The sequence below is a fragment of the Stenotrophomonas sp. YAU14A_MKIMI4_1 genome, from assembly GCF_003086855.1.
Classification (GTDB): Bacteria; Pseudomonadota; Gammaproteobacteria; order Xanthomonadales; family Xanthomonadaceae; genus Stenotrophomonas.
In genome coordinates this window covers 3,531,829-3,549,136 of record NZ_CP025998.1, presented here as the reverse complement: position 1 = coordinate 3,549,136, position 17,308 = coordinate 3,531,829, and the positions used below count along the sequence as shown (strand labels likewise).

At 66.2% G+C, this 17,308-nt stretch carries 11 protein-coding genes; 9 read left to right on the top strand and 2 right to left on the bottom strand.

The genetic code is table 11. From position 1 onward, the window contains the following. Positions 1-34 precede the first annotated feature (34 nt). The 5 genes from C1931_RS16120 (at position 35) to C1931_RS16100 (ending at position 10,396) form a co-directional block, all read left to right on the top strand. Positions 35-2,755 (top strand): TcfC E-set like domain-containing protein, encoded by a 2,721-nt coding sequence (locus C1931_RS16120; RefSeq protein WP_108757060.1) that lies wholly within the window; start codon positions 35-37, stop codon positions 2,753-2,755. Then, a complete protein-coding gene (locus tag C1931_RS16115; protein ID WP_108757059.1) occupies positions 2,752-3,885 on the top strand; it encodes a CfaE/CblD family pilus tip adhesin in 1,134 nt (377 codons plus the stop codon). Before C1931_RS16120 ends, C1931_RS16115 begins: the two co-directional genes overlap by 4 nt. Before the next feature lie 17 nt (positions 3,886-3,902). Then, on the top strand, positions 3,903-4,601 hold the full coding sequence (locus C1931_RS16110) for a pilus assembly protein (protein ID WP_108757058.1): 699 nt from the start codon (positions 3,903-3,905) through the stop codon (positions 4,599-4,601). A gap of 68 nt (positions 4,602-4,669) precedes the next feature. Continuing rightward, complete coding sequence (locus C1931_RS16105) at positions 4,670-9,589, top strand: ESPR-type extended signal peptide-containing protein (RefSeq protein WP_108757790.1); 4,920 nt, start codon at positions 4,670-4,672, stop codon at positions 9,587-9,589. A gap of 3 nt (positions 9,590-9,592) precedes the next feature. Continuing rightward, a complete protein-coding gene (locus C1931_RS16100) occupies positions 9,593-10,396 on the top strand; it encodes a hypothetical protein (RefSeq protein ID WP_108757057.1) in 804 nt (267 codons plus the stop codon). 37 nt (positions 10,397-10,433) lie between these two features. On the opposite strand, the gene C1931_RS16095 is transcribed toward C1931_RS16100, so the two are convergent. Both C1931_RS16095 and C1931_RS16090 read right to left on the bottom strand, forming a co-directional pair. Next, on the bottom strand, positions 10,434-11,078 hold the full coding sequence (locus tag C1931_RS16095; protein ID WP_108754023.1) for a hypothetical protein: 645 nt from the start codon (positions 11,076-11,078) through the stop codon (positions 10,434-10,436). A 414-nt stretch (positions 11,079-11,492) separates the two neighbouring features. Further along, a complete protein-coding gene (locus tag C1931_RS16090; RefSeq protein ID WP_108754022.1) occupies positions 11,493-13,913 on the bottom strand; it encodes a penicillin-binding protein 1A in 2,421 nt (806 codons plus the stop codon). Between the two features lie 219 nt (positions 13,914-14,132). On the opposite strand from C1931_RS16090, the gene C1931_RS16085 reads away from it, so the two are divergent. Genes C1931_RS16085 through C1931_RS16070 form a run of 4 tightly spaced genes read left to right on the top strand, consistent with a single transcriptional unit; the run spans position 14,133 to position 17,288 of the window. Then, on the top strand, positions 14,133-15,191 hold the full coding sequence (locus tag C1931_RS16085; protein ID WP_108754021.1) for a pilus assembly protein PilM: 1,059 nt from the start codon (positions 14,133-14,135) through the stop codon (positions 15,189-15,191). Beyond that, positions 15,191-16,093, top strand: coding sequence for a PilN domain-containing protein (locus C1931_RS16080; protein WP_108757056.1), 903 nt, complete (start codon positions 15,191-15,193; stop codon positions 16,091-16,093). The genes C1931_RS16085 and C1931_RS16080 overlap by 1 nt, the downstream gene beginning before the upstream one ends. Continuing rightward, the gene (gene pilO, locus C1931_RS16075; RefSeq protein WP_108757055.1) at positions 16,090-16,755 is read left to right on the top strand and encodes a type 4a pilus biogenesis protein PilO; all 666 of its coding nucleotides are present in this window, start codon (positions 16,090-16,092) and stop codon (positions 16,753-16,755) included. The genes C1931_RS16080 and pilO overlap by 4 nt, the downstream gene beginning before the upstream one ends. Further along, positions 16,752-17,288: a pilus assembly protein PilP gene (locus C1931_RS16070; protein ID WP_199911376.1), complete on the top strand. Its 537-nt coding sequence runs from the start codon at positions 16,752-16,754 to the stop codon at positions 17,286-17,288. The genes pilO and C1931_RS16070 overlap by 4 nt, the downstream gene beginning before the upstream one ends. The last annotated feature ends 20 nt before the right edge of the window (positions 17,289-17,308 follow it).

The following is a 17,308-nucleotide window of genomic DNA, read 5'->3' as shown; positions in this document are numbered from 1 at the left end:
CTTGCCGGGCCGGCCGCTTCTGGTTGCTCCCCCCATGAACGTTCCCGCCCCCGCCGTTACCCGGCTGGCGTTCGCGCTTGCCTTGTCGCTGGCTGCGCCCATGGTCGCCGCGCGCGGCGTTCCCGCCGGCTTCGAGGATCTGGTTGAAGGCCAGACCGAGCAGCTGGACGTGCGCCTGTTCGGCCGCTCCAGCGGCCTGCTGCCCGTGCGCGTCACCCTGGACCACGTGCAGCTGGAAGCGCCCGCCGAGGCACTGCAGGCGTTGCAGCTGCCCGCCGAAGCGCAGGCCGCGCTGCTGCCGGCGCTGTCGCAGCCGCTGCCACGCAACAGCCACCTGGCCTGCCGCTACGGCGGTGCCGCCGCCGGTTGCGGCTATCTCGATCCCCCGGAGGACCCCACCGCCGTGCGCGCACTGTATGACGAGGGCGAGGGCGCGGTGCGCCTGTTTGTCGCCCGCCAATGGATTCCCGGCGAACCCGCCGCGCAGCGCCACCACCAGGTCAGCGCGAATGCCGAGAACGCCTTCCTGCACCAGCAGACGGTGAACCTGAGTGGCGGCCGCGATCATCAGTCGCTGGCCGCACAGGGCACCGGGGTGCTGGGCCTGTTCGAGCGCGGCCACGTCTCGGCCAACTGGACCTTCAGCCACCAGCGCTACCGCAACCAGCGCACCCGGCAGGATTTCCAGCTGGACAACGCCTACTACCGGCATGACATCGGCCCGGAGCACTACCTGCAGGCCGGGCGCATGGACCGCCGCAACCTGTCCAGCCCGCAGGGCGGCACCTTTAGTTTCAGCATGCTGCCGCTGGACCGCTTCCAGGGCCTGCGCATCGGCACCACCCAGGCCTACGTGGACAGCGAAGCGGCGGTGCAGGCCACGCCGCTGACCGTGCTGCTGGCACGCGATGCACGCGTGGATGCCTTCGATGGCCAGCGCCTGCTGCAGACCTACTACCTGCAGGCCGGCATCAATCAGATCGATACGCGCCGTTTCCCGTTCGGCAATTACACCGTCACCCTGCGCATCTACGAAGACGGCGTGCTGGTGCGCAGCGAAGACGCGCCCTTCGACAAGGGCGGCGACTGGGCCGACAGCAGCGTGCAGTGGTTCCTGCAGGGCGGCCGCCGCAGCGAGCGCCGCAGCGACCAGTTCGACGGCGAGATGTCCGCAATGGGCGGCGTGCGCGTACCGCTGGGGCGCAGCGCCACCGTCACCGCCGGCGTGGCCGACCTGGGCGGCTTCAGCTATGGCGAACTGCGCGTGGACCTGCGCCGGGTGTTCGCCACGCAGGAGATCCGCGCCAGCTTCAGCGGCATGCAGGGCAGTGATGGCAGCCGCGGGCAGCAGCACCAGCTGTCCTACCGCCGCCATGCGTCCTGGAACCTGTACCAGCAGCGCATGCGGGGCAAGGCATGCGAATTCCGCGATGCCGCGCGCGACCAGTTGGGCTGCGTCGATTCACTCAGTGCCTCGGTAGCGCTGCCGGTGGCCGGGGGTAACGCCTACCTGGCCTATACCCGGCGTCAGACCTGGCGGCAGGGCGTGGGCGTGCCCGGCGATATCGACGATCCGCTGTATGGCCTGGACCCGCTGCTGCCGCCGTGGGCGCCGCAGCCCAGCCGCGAACCGCAGCTCAGCCGCACCTGGCAGGCCAGCTACAACCGCAGCGAACGCTGGGGCGATTTCAGCGCGTCCACCCGCGTGGGCGTGTGGCAGCAGCACAACGACGGCAGCCTGCGCAGCAGCCGCGATCGCGGCGTGTTCCTCACCCTTACCCTGACCCGGCTGCAGCAGGGCGAGCGCGGCAACGCGCAGCGCCGCTACGGGCTGGACCTGCGCCAACCGCAGCACCAGCGCCCGGACCTGACCTACAGCGTGGCGCAGAGCCTGCGCCAGGACCACGACGACCAGTTCCGCGAGCTGTCCGCTGAGCTGCGCGGCAACAACAACGATCGCTACAGCGCCACGCTGAGCGCACAGGTGCAGAACCGCATCGGCCACACCGGCGCGACGGTGTCGCGCTACCAGCAGCGCGGCCGCGACGAGATGGCCTACAGCGCCACCCACAGTTCCGGCGTCGCGCTGGGCTCGCGCGGGCTGTACTGGGGCGGTGGCCTGGGCGCGGACGCGGGCCTGGCCGTACAAGTCGATGGCACCGACGATCTGGAGCTGACCGGCGTGGCCGCCGAGCTGCAGGTGGGAGGCCTGCGCCGCCAGCGCCTGCAGCTGGGCGAGCGCCGCCTGCTGCCGCTGCCGGCCTACCAATCGCACCGCGCCGAAGTGCAGGACGCCAGCGCGCTGGACAGCATCGCCTCCATCCGCGTAAGCGGCTTGGGCGGCGCGCGCCCGCTGTTCCTGCCGCCCGGCAAGCTGATGCGCATGCCGGTGCCGATTGAAGTGACCTACACCTTCATCGGCAACGCGCAGGACCTGGCCGGCACGCCGCTGCGCGGCGCCCGCATCCTCAACGCACCGGTGCCGGGCACCGGCAGCAACGGTGGCTTCGTTGCCGACTTCCCGCGCCGCGAAACCGTGCTGTACCTGCTGCAGGACGACCGCCTGCTGCAATGCCCGCTGCAGATACGCGAGCGCCGCCAGGTGGTGCTGCTGGTCGGCGCCGTGCAGTGCGAACCGCTGAACGTGGCACAGCTGCCCGCAGAGATCCGCCAGCAGGCACGGGTGACGCGGCTACTGCAGGAGAAGGCCTTGATGGCCAGCAGCCAGCAGGCGGCAGCGGGAGGTGCGCGATGAGCCGGCGGCTGTGGTGGTGGCTGGTGCTGTTCTGCGCGCTGGTGGTGATGGTGCCGCGCGCGATGGCGCAACGGCCGCCGGAGACGCACCCGACTGATGAGCATCGCGACATCGTGATGACGTGGGATCGGTCTGCGATGCCGGGGGACATCGTGTTGATGCCGCCGCGCACGCTGCTGGCGTATGACCACGTTGATCTGGGCAAGCGCTACGGCGAGCTGCATCTGACGTGTGTTTCGGATAGCAGCGCGGAGAGGGGGCGGTGCCCGGTGGAGGGGATCGAGGATGGTGTCGTCGGGTTGCGCGAGATACCGCTGCAGTTCGTTGAGCAGCGGTCCGGAATGAGAGCTGAGCTCAGCCTTCGCGGTGGGCTGGAGAGGGCACTCAATAACCGTGCCTGCATGGGGGACTTCTGGCAACTAGGGATCATGGCGCCGTGGTCGACCCACCTAACTGGCTGCCCCGGCGCAAACGCTGCGGGAATTGGCGCTCAACTTGCACTTGAGATGCCGGAACTAGGGAAGCTTGTCGCAGGTATCTGGTTGGCAACGCTCGAACTGCGTGCAAGCACCCCCGACACCAGAAATCTCGCGACCTACACCTACCGCTTCGAACTCACCATCACCGACTACGACGCGGTCTCCATCTACCTGCCCGAGTTCCAGGAAGCCACACCCACCGTAGGCCTCAATCTCAGCTACGACCCCATCGCCCGAACCGTCGGTGGCCGCGCGCATCTGGACATGTGTCTGTACGACGGCCTCGGCTCGCAGAGTGAGTACCTGGGCGTCACCGTACGCGACAGCGGCACGCGCCCACCCGGGCCCACCGGCTATTCGGTCTGGCACACCAACGGCGGTAGCGACGACGGCCAGCGTGTGGACTACACCGTCACCCTCGACCACAACGGGGCGCGCATTCCCATGCGCAATGGCGTGGAAGAGCAGCTGCGCAACATTGATACCGCACGCCTGCGCCTGGTGATGTTGCCGGGCATGACCCAGCCGGTGTTCTGCGTGCCCACGCCGCTCACCCTCGATACCCCGCGCGTCCCTATCGATGAAAAGCGCTCTGGTGCCTACCAGGGCGATCTGAAGGTTGAACTGCGCCTGCCTACCTCCCGCCCTTGATGTTGATGGAGCTTCACATGAATGCCGCTTTGCCCTGCCTGTTCGCCTGCGCGTTGCTGCTTGCAGCAGTGCCCGCCCACGCCAACCTGACCGTGCATCCCATGCGCACCTCGGTGGAGGCCCGCAAGGGCGCGCAGATCCGCGTGTACTCGCAGTCCACCACCGCGCAGTACGTGCAGGCTTCGATCCGTCGCATTGACGATCCAGCCAGTGCTGACGAGCAGGAAATCGAGATCGAGCCGGCCGATGCGGCGATCACGATCACCCCCGCCAAGTTCGCCTTGGCGGGTGGCGCCAATCGGCTGATCCGGGTCATTCCACTGCAGCCGGTGGAGAAAGAGACCGCCTACCGGGTGTACTTCGAAGGTGTACGCGGTCCCGATGATGCCGAGCCGGACGACCCGGCCACCCGCGCCGCGGTGGGCATGAGCCTGGTCTGGGGCGCGCTGGTGAACGTGGTTCCCGCCAATGGACGCGTGGACGTGCGCGTACAGGGCGACAGCCTGGTCAACGCCGGAACGCTGCGGGTGGGCCTGACCAGCGTGGCCGACTGCGATGCAAGCGGTGCCTGCACCGCCCATGACGTCTCGCGCAGCCTTTATCCGGGCGCCTCGTTGCAACTTCCCTTTACCCCGAAGCCCGGCAACCGCCTGCAGCTGCGCTATCGGTTGACCCGCGATGGCTATCGCGAACACGTGCAGGCCCTGTCTCTCTGAAGTGTTCGACCCGTCGCGGCAGATCGGTCGCGACGGGCATCTTTTCCCTTCCTTGTTAAGGAATGACCATGAACAAGATCTACCGTCGTATCTGGTGCACTGCGCGGCAGTGCTGGGTCGTGGCCAGTGAGTTGGCCGCGGCGCGTGGCAAGCGTGCTGCTGGCCCGCGCGGACTGGCCAGCGTGCTGCTGATGTTGCTTGGCACACCCCTGCTGTCTGTTGCATCGGAGCTTGGCAGCGAGAATGAAGATGGTGATGTACCACTGGAAATCTTGGGCAATGACCTGGGGGCACCCGCCACCCAGCTTGCCATGCAGGAAGCGATGCGCTCGGCGGCACATGCAGGGTATGGATTCAGGGCTGGTGTAATGGGCCAGATGCCGATGGCCGATGGATCCACGCTCGGCAGCGGCTATGCCATGTTCAACGAATCCTGTAGCGGGGAACTGGGCGGGACCTACTACCGTTGTACACCGTCATTCGGGAGCGTTGACGACTATGTGCACTCCGTTGTCGCTCCCAGTTCAAGAAACGTGCTGTTCACGGGTGTCGGTATGAATGCGAGTGGGCAGTTTTCTACTGCATTCGGTCACTCGATCCGGACCAGTGGCGATTTCAATACGGTGTTCGGATATGGCGCCAGGGCGCAGCAAGGCTACAGCACCATCATTGGTGCAACCGCGCTAGGGAATGGCGTAGGAACTACTGTGCTAGGCAATGACGCGCGCGCCTACGGGGAGAACTCGATAGCGGTGGGCAGTGGCTCGCGCACGGTCGATACCTCGACAGGAAACTCTCGCATCGCCATTGGTGGCAATGCGTTCGCAGGAACTGCGGGGCACTCTGGAGCAGTCGCTCTAGGAGGAAGCGCGCGGGCGGAGTTCAATGCAGTTTCTATCGGTCAATATTCAAAGGCTCAGGCAACAAACTCGGTTGCACTGGGTACGAGTTCTGAGGCGACCGAAACAAGAACCGTCTCTGTGGGAAACAACTCGCTCAAACGACGGATTGTGAATGTAGAGAACGGAACGCTTTCGGCCGCCAGTACCGATGCGGTGACCGGGAGGCAGCTTTACGCCACAAACCAGAACGTGACCACCGCCACCAATACCGCCAATGCCGCCAAGACGGCTGCCGATCAGGCACTGGTCAACACGCGACTGGTCACCCAGACCTCGGCCAGCAGCGCCGTACGCTTGGGTGGTGACAACACCGGCACCCAGCTGGACATCCGCAACAAAGCCAATGCGAATCGCAAGTTGATCGGCGTGGCCGATGCCACGCTCAGCACCACCAGCACCGAAGCCGTAACCGGCAAGCAGCTGCATGCCACCAACACGGCGGTGGCGACGGCGCAGACAACGGCGACTGCAGCGAAGAGCGCGGCGGACTCGGTATCGGCTCGCGTGGATGCGCAGGCGCTGTCGCTCGGGCGTTTGGCTGTGGCCGGCGGCAGTGGCGATTCGGCTGCAGTTGCCTTGGGAACCAACGCCGCTGCTTACAGCCGCGATAGCGTCGCGCTGGGGCCAAAGGCGCGCGCCGGCGTAGGTGAGGATGGCGAGAACAACAATGGTGTGGGTGCCACGTCGATTGGCTCCGGCAGCTGGAGCGCGAATGCCGCCACGGCCATCGGCTATCGCGCCAAAGCACTGGGTAATCGTTCCATCGCCATGGGCATGGATGCCGTAGCGTCCACATCCAATGCGGTTGCACTGGGTGACGACGCAGTGTCCAGCTTCGCCGGCAGCGTTGCGCTTGGAAGCAACTCGCGAACTACCGGTGTGAATCAGATTTCGGTCGGCAACGACACGGTCAAGCGCCGGATCGTCAACGTCAACGATGGCACGCTCAGCGCAACCAGCAGCGATGCGGTCACCGGCAAGCAGTTGCACGCCACCAACACCACGCTGGCCAGTGTGAGCAGCACGGCCACAGCCGCCAAGACGGCCGCCGATAGCGCTCTTGGGCAAGTGACCACTGTGGCCGGTCTGGTCGGGCAGGTCTCCGCCACCGGCAATGTGCGCCTGGGCGCGCAGAACACCGGTACCGTGCTGGATGTGGCCAACAAGAACGGCGCTGCCCGCCGTATCAGCAACGTGGCCAATGCCACGGTCAGTGCATCGAGCACCGATGCCGTAACCGGACAGCAGTTGCATGCCACCAATACGGCGGTGACCACCGCGCAGTCCACCGCAACGGCCGCGAAGGCGGCGGCCGACAGCGCTGTCGGCCAGGTGGGTACCGTGGCGGGCCTGATCGGGCAGGTGTCGGCCAGCGGGCAGGTCCGGCTGGGCGCCGAGAACACCGGCACCGTACTGGACGTGTCAAACAAGAGTGGCTCGCGCCGTCGCATCCAGAATATCGCCAACGGCAATCTGGGGGCGGGAAGTACCGATGCAGTGACGGGGCAGCAGCTGTTTGCTACTAACGAGCGTGTGGGTACGGCCGAGGTGCGCAACGAGGCGCAGGATCTGCAGCTGGTGGATCACGCTGATCGCTTGGCTGATCACCGTGTGGACCTGGATCGTCTGCGCGCCGACTTCGATGGTTTCGAACCGGATCTGGAGGGCGTGGTGAAGTTCAACGCCGAGCGGACCCTGGTGGATCTTGAGGGTGCGGTGGTGAAGGGGGTTGGTCCGGGGGATATCAGCTCTGCGACGAGTACTGATGCGGTGAATGGTGGGCAGTTGTTTGCCACCAACGCACGGATCGACCAGATGGAGCAAGGCGGCCGGTTCCTGCAGGTGGGCTACGACGAGTTCAGTGAGGACGCTTCGGCCGGGTGGCTGGGCGTCGCCATCGGTGATTCCGCGGAGTCGTCACCGACTGGTGAAGGTGGCACCGCCGTTGGAAGCTTCTCGAAAGCACTTGGTGTCAACTCGGTGGCACTGGGGCGCGCGTCTTGGGTAGTTGAAGGCGCTACAGAAGGATTTGCGCTAGGTGCAAGTTCACATGTCCAAGCGAGTGGGGGCGTCGCAGTTGGCGCTCGATCTGTGGTTCACGAGGATGCGACCAACAGCATCGCGCTCGGATACTCCTCGTATGCTGATGAAGCGAACACCGTTTCCATTGGTCGAGCAGGCTACGAGCGGCGAATTGTCAACGTTGCGCGTGGCGCGGGGAGTAATGACGCGGTGAGCGTGATGCAGTTGCAGGAATCGCTCGCCACCCTTGGCGGCGGTGCCAGCCTCGACGCCAACGGCAACATCATCGCGCCCATCTACGCGATTCAGGGGAGCAGCCACAACACCGTCGGCGATTCGCTGGCCGCGCTGGATGGTGCGGTGGTTGTGACCGATGCACGCGTCGGCTCGCTGGAAGGCAAGCTGCGCTCCGCACTCCAGGACACCACGATCCGTGCTGATGGCTTGAACCAAGTCACGCTGTCCGGCGCACAGGGTGCGGTGCTGACCAATCTGGCAGATGGCCGAATCGCGGCCGGCAGTCGCGATGCAGTGACGGGTAGCCAGTTGCACGACGCCAAGCAGGAGATCGCCCGCAATCGCAGCGATCTGGATGCACTGCGCGACTCTCAGGTGACAGACAACGATCTTGCACGCCTGTCTGCGGCTGAGACAGGGAGCGTAATTGACTACGGCGGCGCGACACTGACCGGCGTGGCGGATGGCGAATTGTCCCCAGGAAGCAAGGATGTTGTGAACGGTGGGCAATTGCATTTGACAAACAGCAGGCTGGATGAAATTCAGGAGCAGAGCCGGTTCCTTGCCATTGGTTCGTACGAGAATAGTGCCAGGGCTTCGTCGGGCTTGCTTGGAGTTGCGGTTGGTGATTCTGCGGAGGCCGCGCCATCAGGTGGACAGGAGGGGGCAACTGCTATCGGCAGTTACGCGAAAGCCATGGCGACAAACTCCGTTGCACTAGGGCGCGGCTCTTGGGTGCTGGAGGATGCGATAGAAGGCTTCGCTTTGGGAACCGGCTCGCAAGTTCAAGCCAGCGGGGGCATCGCACTCGGCGCCCGATCCGTCGTGCACGAAAGCGCAACCAACAGCGTGGCGCTCGGCTACAACTCGTACGCCGGTGAGGCCGACACAATCTCCATCGGCCGTTCAGGCTACGAACGCCGCATCGTAAACGTAGCCAACGGCCGCAACGCCCAGGACGCCACCACCGTCGCCCAACTCAACGCCACTCTCGCCACCCTAGGCGGCGGCGCCCACATCGACAGCAACGGCAACATCGTCGGCCCACACTTCACCGTCCAGGGCCAGCAGCAGTCCACCCTCAACGATGCCCTGCAGTCGCTCGATGGTGCGGTCACCACCCAGGGCTCTCGCGTGGACCAGGTGGAAACCCAGCTCCGCTCGGTCTTCCAGGACACCACCACGCGCGGCGATGGCCTGAACCAGCTCACCCTGGCCGGTGCGCAGGGCATGGTCATTTCCAACGTGGCCAACGGTCTGGTGGCTGCCGGTAGCCGGGATGCGGTCAATGGCGGGCAGCTGCACGACGTGCAGCAGCAGCTCAACGGGCGCATGGATGGCTTGGAGCAGCGCATCGACGGGCAGCCGCAGGCACGCGTTGCCAGTACGCCGGAAGCCCTGCAGCCGCCAGCCGAAACGCCGACCGTGGCCGACACCGGAAAGGCCCCCAACGCCACCCCGGAAACGCCGAAGGAGCCCACCCCGCAGGTCGACACCGCGGAACTGGAGAAGATGCTGGCCCGCGCCAACGAGTACAGCGATGGCATCTCCCGCGAGGTGGATGCGCGCCTGGACAAGATGGACAAGCGCTTCAACCGCATGGCGGCGATGAGCAGCGCGCAGAGCGCGATGGCGATGAACACCGCGGGCCTGAACACCTACAACCGCCTGGGCGCGGGCGTGGGCTACAGCGATGGCGAATCGGCCATGGCGGTGGGCTACCAGCGTGTCCTCAACGAAAAGGGCTCGGCCACCTTCAGCCTCAATGGTGCCTTCACCAACAGCGGTGAACGCACCATGGGCGTGGGCCTGGGCATTGGCTGGTGAACCATGAGCACTGACAAGCAGAACCCCGAACCGGGACGGCGTTCCAGCAGGCTGGAACAGGAAATGCGCAGCTATCGCTACGTGAGCCGCTTCATGAGCTACCGGCGCTATTACACGCTGCGCGCGAAGTTCCACTATTACCGGCGTTACCTCAATTCGGTCACGCTCGTGGTGGTCTTCATGGGCGTGTGTCTGGCCACGACTGTGTGGGTGGGCTGGCGCGCGATGAACCCCTCGGTGCCGCGCGTGCACCCGCAGGCGGCGCAGGTGCGCATGGAGATGCTGTCCTACGAGGCACATCGGCGGATGGGGGCCGTGCGCCATGCCGATGGCCGCGGGCTGACGCCGTTCACTACCCATGCGCGCATCGTGGCCGGTGCGCAGCGGGCCATGCAGGTGCGGCAGGCCCTGCAGGTGCCGGTGTCGCTGCAACTGCAGTCGGACATGCTGGCCGACATTGCCGATTACATCGGCATGGCCGGTGTGTGCGCACCGTACCCCTGCGAGAAGGTGAGCGAGTACATCCAGACCCTGCACGAGGCGAGCGAACGCAGCATGCAGGTGCACCAGGCACTGCAGCCGGTACTGGAGGTGCCGGAGGACGTGGTGCCGGAACTGGAGGGGGAGCGCAGTCGCCTGGCCCATGGCTGGGCGGACGACTTCGGCGATGTGCACGCACACCTGTGGATACTGCATGACCTGCGGCGCATGCACGCCAACATGATGTACCAGGCCAGTTATCGGGAGCCGTGGCCGCTGATGGGGCGGGTGATGTATCGCGACCAGCTGCCGTACAGCCAGTGGTAGGTGGGCGAGGGGGGCGCCGGTCGCGGCCGGCGCTGCCTCATGTGCCGAAATAGCTGCTGGCTTCGTCTTCGGCCAGCAGCTGCCGCACCTGCGCCGCCGAAGCGCGCCGCATCGGCTTTTCATCAACCGGTGACAGCGGCGCCTGGCGCAGGGCGTCGTAGGGCAGTACGGCCAGGTCGAAGGTCAGTTCCTCGGCGCTGAACACCCAGACCGGAACGTCCAGGCTGCGCTCGCGGTCCAGCCGCAGGCGGCGCGTGCGCGATTCGGCGGGGATGCGGTGTTCGTCCAGGAAGCGGTGCACGGCCTCGGCATCGTCGCTGTGCAGGTGCAGCTGCACGGGGCTGTTGGCATCGGCGGTGCCGTCCAGCACGGGGCCGACCAGGCGCGGGGCGAAGCCGTGCAGGAAATCCAGCGCGTTGACCGCAGCCTCGCGGCGGCGCTGCAGCTGGCTGCTGTGCTGGGGGCCGGCGAACAGCCGCTGGTGCTCGCGCAGGGCGTCTTCGATCTCGGAATTGCGGGGCAGGGAGGCATCGTCGTGGATGCCGAGCCGGCTGGCGGCCTTCAACTTGGCCTGGTGGTAGTCGCGGATACCGCCTTCGGCCATCAGGCGGGCGGCTTCGTGGGCGAGGCGATGGCGTCGCTCGCGGGTCTGGCTGGCAGCATGCTGGCGTGCGCGATGCATGCGATGACTCCTGTTGCGACCTGGGTACAGAGTAGCGCAGGGATGTGACATGCGCGTGCTCGGTCGGCACTTGCTCTGGCGGGTGCCGATCAAGGTCGGCACTTGCTCTGGTAGGTGCCGACCTTGGTCGGCACGAAGGGCCAACCAAGGTTGGCCCGCTACCGGGCTGCATGGGGCCAACCAAGGTTGGCCCGCTACCGGGCTGCATGGGGCCAACCAAGGTTGGCCCGCTACCGGGCTGCATGGGGCCAACCAAGGTTGGCCCGCTACCGGGCTGCATGGGGCCAACCAAGGTTGGCCCGCTACCGGACTGTGTGGGGCCAACCGAGGTTGGCCCGCTACCTTGCTCTGGTAGGTGCCGACCTTGGTCGGCACGCAGAGCCAACCAACGGTTGGCTCCCACCCATGCCTTCCTTAGAAGATATCGAACGCGGCGGCGTCGGCCTGCGGGGTGCTCTGCAGGTCCAGGTCGTAGTCGGTCAGGCGGTCCATGTCTTCCACCTTCACCCACTCGGTGGCGCCGTTCAACGTGGTCTGCACCATGCCCGCCGGCGGCTCGTTCTGGGCGATCGGGGTGTCCTTCAGCGCAACGCGCATGTAGTCGATCCAGATCGGCAGGGCGGCCTTGCCGCCGTACTCGCGGTAGCCCAGCGAACGGAAGTCGTCGCGGCCCACCCAGACGGTGGTGGCGTAGGGACCGCCGAAGCCGGAGAACCAGGCGTCGCGGTGGTCGTTGGTGGAACCGGTCTTGCCACCCACGTCCTCACGGCCCAGCACCTTGGCGGCGGTGCCGGTGCCGCGCTGCACGACGTCGCGCATCATCGACACCAGCTGGTAGGCGGTGCGGGCATCGATCGCACGCGGGGCGGTGCGGGCATCCGGGTTGGCCGGCGCGGCCGGGGTTTCGGTGGCCGGCTTGGCGGCAGCGGTCGGGTCCACCTTCGGCGCCGGGGCACCGAAGTTGAAGCCGTCCACCACCTGGTTCACCGGCTGGTCGCTGCTGCCGGCGCACTCGCGGCAGGCCAGCGCCGGGTTTTCCTTGAACACCAGGTTGCCGTCGCGGTCGTTCACCTGGTCGATCAGCCAGGTGTCCACGCGCGAGCCGCCGTTGGCGAACACGGCATAGCCACGGGCCACCGACAGCGGGGTGAGCGAGGCGGTACCCAGCGACATCGACAGGTTCGGCGGCAGCTCCGATTCGGCGAAGCCAAACTCGCTGATGTACTTGCGCGCATAGTCCACGCCCATGCCGTCGAGCAGGCGCACCGACACCAGGTTGCGCGACTGCACCAGCGCTTCACGCAGGCGCATCGGGCCGCGGAAACCGCCACCGTCGTTCTGCGGCGCCCAGGTCTTGCCGCGGCGGTCGCGGAACACCACCGGGGCGTCCAGCACGATCGAGGCCGGGTTGTAGCCCTTGTCGAAGGCGGCTGCGTAGACGAACGGCTTGAAGCTGGAACCGGGCTGGCGACGGGCCTGGGTGGCACGGTTGAACTTGTTGCCCGAGAAGCTGAAGCCACCCACCAGCGCCTTCAATGCGCCGCTGTGGGCGTCCAGCGAGACCAGGGCGGACTGGCCGCGCGGAATCTGGTCCAGCAGCCACTCGCCTTCCTTGGCGCCGGCACGCACGCGCACGATGTCACCGCGCTGCACCAGCTTGCCGGGGGTCTTGTTGGTCCACTTGGCGGCACCGGCCGGCAGCACGATCTCGCTGCGGTTGGCCAGCACCACCGTGGCGCTGCCATCGGCGCCGGTGCTGGCCACGATGGCCGGCAGCAGGCCGGCCTGGCCGTACATGCCGCGCAGGTGCTCGGCCAGGGCCGCGGCATCGTCGCCGGCGCCCAGCGTCACCTGCTTTTCCACGCCGTGCCAGCCGTGGCGGTGGTCGTACAGCAGCAGGCCGTCACGCACGGCCAGGTTGGCCGCGGTCTGCAGGGTGGCATCGATGGTGGTGGTGACGTGGTAACCCTTGTTGACCACATCGCCGCCGAAGCGGGCGATCATTTCCTGGCGCACCAGTTCGGCCACGTAGGGCGCTTCCACCTGCACCGGCGGTTCGTGCGCGGTGGCGTGCATCGGCACGGCCTTGGCCGCGTCGGCCTCGGCCTGGGTGACGAACTTCAGGTCGGCCATGCGCTGCAGCACGTAGTTGTCGCGGCGCTGGCGGGCACGTTCCGGGTTGGAGATCGGGTTGCCCGAGGAGGGGAACTTGGGGATGCCGGCCAGCGAGGCCATTTCATCCAGGTCCAGCTCGTTCAGCTTCTTGCCGTAGTAGAACTCGGCCGCGGCGGCCACGCCGTAGGCGCGGTTGCCGAAGAAGCTCTTGTTCAGGTACAGCTCGAAGATCTCGTCCTTGCTCAGCTCCGACTCGATCTTGCGGGCCAGCAGGATCTCGGCCAGCTTGCGGGTGTAGCTGTATTCGGAACTGAGGAAGAACTGGCGGGCCACCTGCTGGGTGATGGTGGAACCACCGGGCACGCGCTTGTCGTTGGTGGTGGCCAGCAGCCACACCGCACGGCCGATGCCCTTGTAGTCCACGCCGCCGTGTTCATAGAAGCGGGCGTCTTCGGTGGCCAGGAAGGCCTTCTTCAGCTTGTCCGGCACGTCCTTCATGGTGATGGGGGTGCGCCGGGTCTCGCCGAACACCGCCATCAGCTTGCCGTCGGCAGCGTAGACGTACATCGGCTCCTGCATTTCCACGTCGCGCAGGGTCTGCACGTCGGGAAGCTTGGAGGACACAGCGTAGTACAGGCCGCCCACGGCGGCCGCTCCGACCAGCGCCAGGACCAGTACAACAAGGAAGATCCAGCGCAGCCAGCGGCGGAGTCGAGTCATCGGGTTCAGATTCCGATTGCGAATTTCGTGGTCGCAGAGTATAGATTACGCACGGTGGCGGCTGGGGTCGCTACCAGGGGACGCAACGACAAACGCCAGGGGCTGCATCGTGAACCTGTGAGGGACTTCACAGCAGGGTGGTTGCCATTTGCTAAGAATACGTTATTAATGCGCGGACACAGTTCTTGTGTCCAAGTGCCCGTCGGCAGGGGAGAAACCGTGGGGCTTATCCCAAAAAGTCAGTCGCCACTCATAGGCGTCGACATCAGTTCGACTGCGGTGAAGCTCTTGCAGCTTTCCCGCAGCGGTAGCCGTTTCCGCGTGGAACATTACGCCGTGGAACCTCTTCCGCCGAATGCGGTGGTGGAGAAGAACATCGTGGAAGTGGAGGCCGTGGGTGAGGCCATCCGCCGCGCGATGAACCGCTCCGGCAGCAAGGCCAAGCTGGCCGCCGCTGCCGTGGCCGGATCGGCAGTGATCACCAAGGTGATCCCGATGCCCGCCGATCTGGACGAAAACGACATGGAAGCCCAGATCGAGCTGGAAGCGGTCAACTACATTCCGTACCCGATCGAGGAAGTGAACCTGGACTTCGAGGTGATCGGGGCGATCCCGAACAACCCGGAAATGGTCCAGGTGCTGCTGGCCGCGTCGCGATCCGAGAACGTGGAACTGCGCCAGTCGGCGCTGGAACTGGGCGGCCTGCAGGCCAAGGTGATGGACGTGGAGGCCTTCGCGGTCGAGAACGCCTTCGCCCTGGTGGCCAGCGAACTGCCGGTGTCCAGCGATGGCGTGGTGGCCCTGGTGGACATCGGCGCCACCATGACCACCCTGAACGTCCTGCGCGGTGGCCGCAGCCTGTACAGCCGCGAACAGGTGTTCGGCGGCAAGCAGCTGACCGACGAGATCATGCGCCGCTACGGCCTGAGCTACGAGGAAGCCGGTCTGGCCAAGCGCCAGGGCGGGCTGCCGGAAAGCTACGAAATGGAAGTGCTGGAACCGTTCAAGGAAGCCACGGTGCAGCAGATCAGCCGCCTGCTGCAGTTCTTCTACGCGGGCAGCGAATTCAACCGGGTTGATCACATCGTGCTGGCCGGCGGCTGCGCTGCACTGGCAGGCCTGCCGGAAATGGTCGAAGAACAGCTGGGCGTGCCGACCGTGGTCGCCAACCCGCTGGCACAGATGACCCTGGGCCCGAAGGTACAGGCCCAGGCGCTGGCCCAGGATGCCCCGGCGCTGATGATCGCCACCGGTCTGGCACTGAGGAGCTTCGACTGATGGCACGCATCAATCTATTGCCCTGGCGCGCCGAGCGGCGCAAGCAACGCCAGCGCGAGTTCGGGGTCATGCTGGGCATGGCCGCACTCGGCGGCGTGCTGCTGTCGCTGCTGGTGTGGTTCTACTACGACATGCAGGTGAGCGGCCAGATGGACCGCAATGCCTACCTGCAGGCCGAGATCACCAAGGTGAAGGCGCAGAACGCCGAGATCGACCGCTTGGACGAGCAGAAGAACCGTCTGCTGGCCCGCAAGGCCGTGATCGAACAGCTGCAGGCCAAGCGCTCGCAGATGGTTCACCTGTTCGACGCCCTGGTCCGCACTATTCCCGATGGCGTGGTGCTGACCGCCCTGCAGCAGGATGGCGACACCCTTACCCTGGAAGGCCGCACGCAGTCCAACGCACGCGTGTCCGCCTACATGCGCAACCTGGAAGTGTCCGGCTGGATGACCAACCCGGAACTGTCGATCATCAAGGCCAGCGAGCCTGAGAAAGACAAGGACGCCGCACCGGTGGGTCCGGTGGCTGACATCAAGGCCCTGCCGTATGTGTTCAAGGTGACGGTGAAGCTGCCGGCACAGAGCGAGGAGTCGACCACTCCGGGCCTGAACGCCGACGGCAGCGTGGCAACCGGCGCACCGGCTGCGCCCACCGTGGCCCCGCTCACTGCGGGCCCGGATGCCGCGGCACCGGTTGCTCCGGCCGCACCGGGCGCAGCCCCGGCGCCGGCCAATGCACCGGCTCCGGGCAGCGCACCGGCACCTGCACCGCAGGCACCGGCCGCGCCGGCCCCCCCCGCAGCGCAACCGGCACCGCCGGCCGCCGCACCGAAGACCGAGGGTAGCCGCCTGGCCCAGCCGCCGCAGGCCTTCCATGCCCTGCCGCAGGGGGACCGCGCATGAGCAAGAAAGTCGAACTGAAGAACCTGGATTTCAACGACATCGGCAACTGGCCGCGCAACGCCAAGATTGTCTTCTGCTCGCTGATCGCCCTGGTCATCATCTTCGTGCTGTGGATGCTGCTGATCAGCGGCAAGCGTGAAGAGCTGCAGACCCTGGAAAGCCAGGAAACCACCCTGCGCCAGGAATTCACCAAGGAACAGGAACGCGCGGTCAACCTGGAACCGCTGAAGCAGCAGCTGGCACAGATGGAGCAGGTGCTGCAGCAGATGCTGCGCCAGCTGCCCAGCAAGACCGAGATGCCCGATCTGATCATCGACATCTCGCAGACCGCGCTGTCCAGCGGCCTGGCCAATCAGCTGTTCGAGCCGGAAGAAGAGCAGGTCAAGGAGTTCTACGCCGAAAAGCCGATCAAGCTGAGCATGGTGGGCAGCTACCACCAGTTCGGTGCGTTCGTCAGCGGCGTGGCCTCGCTGCCGCGCGTGGTCATCCTGACCATGCACGACATCAACCTGAAGCCGGCCGACAAGACCAACGGCAACATCCGCGCCGGTGCGCTGGTGCTGTCCGGTACGGTCAAGACCTACCGTTACCTGGATGAAACCGAGGTGGCGGAACAGCAGAAGGCTGAGGCAGGCGAAGCAGGCAAGGAGGCGCAGAAGTGATCCGTTCCTTCATTGCACGCGGTGGCATGGCGATGGCGGTACTGCTGCTGGCCGCCTGCGGCCGCGGTGTGACCAGCACGCCGGGCGATGCCCCCAACCTTGAGAAGTGGGTCGAGAGCGAACGCGCCCGACCGGCGCAGCCGCTGGAGCCGCTGCCCGTCATGCAGCAGTTCGAGACCTTCGAGTATTCCGCGCAGGGCATGCGCGATCCGTTCACCGATGCCTGGACCAATCCGCAGCAGGGGACTGGCGGATTGCGCCCGGATCCGAACCGGCGCAAGGAACCCCTGGAAGGGTTCCCGCTGGATGCACTGGACATGGTCGGCACCATCGGCACCGGCGGCGGTACCGTCGCGCTGGTGATGGGGCCGGACAAGGTGACCTACCGGGTACGCCCGGGCGGTTACCTGGGGCAGAGCGACGGGCGGGTCACCGCGGTCTTCGAAGACCGCGTGGAGCTGATCGAACTGGTGCCGGATGGCGCGGGTGGCTGGCTGGAACGTCCGGCTACGCTCGCGCTGGAAGATCAATGATCGTTTACTGGGGATAGCAC

What these genes read in the sequence shown, in the direction of transcription:
- C1931_RS16120 (WP_108757060.1), top strand. Translation starts at nt 35, where the DNA reads ATGAACGTTCCCGCCCCCGCCGTTACCCGGCTGGCGTTCGCGCTTGCC.
- C1931_RS16115 (WP_108757059.1), top strand. Translation starts at nt 2,752, where the DNA reads ATGAGCCGGCGGCTGTGGTGGTGGCTGGTGCTGTTCTGCGCGCTGGTG.
- C1931_RS16110 (WP_108757058.1), top strand. Translation starts at nt 3,903, where the DNA reads ATGAATGCCGCTTTGCCCTGCCTGTTCGCCTGCGCGTTGCTGCTTGCA.
- C1931_RS16105 (WP_108757790.1), top strand. Translation starts at nt 4,670, where the DNA reads ATGAACAAGATCTACCGTCGTATCTGGTGCACTGCGCGGCAGTGCTGG.
- C1931_RS16100 (WP_108757057.1), top strand. Translation starts at nt 9,593, where the DNA reads ATGAGCACTGACAAGCAGAACCCCGAACCGGGACGGCGTTCCAGCAGG.
- C1931_RS16095 (WP_108754023.1), bottom strand. Translation starts at nt 11,078, where the DNA reads ATGCATCGCGCACGCCAGCATGCTGCCAGCCAGACCCGCGAGCGACGC.
- C1931_RS16090 (WP_108754022.1), bottom strand. Translation starts at nt 13,913, where the DNA reads ATGACTCGACTCCGCCGCTGGCTGCGCTGGATCTTCCTTGTTGTACTG.
- C1931_RS16080 (WP_108757056.1), top strand. Translation starts at nt 15,191, where the DNA reads ATGGCACGCATCAATCTATTGCCCTGGCGCGCCGAGCGGCGCAAGCAA.
- pilO (WP_108757055.1), top strand. Translation starts at nt 16,090, where the DNA reads ATGAGCAAGAAAGTCGAACTGAAGAACCTGGATTTCAACGACATCGGC.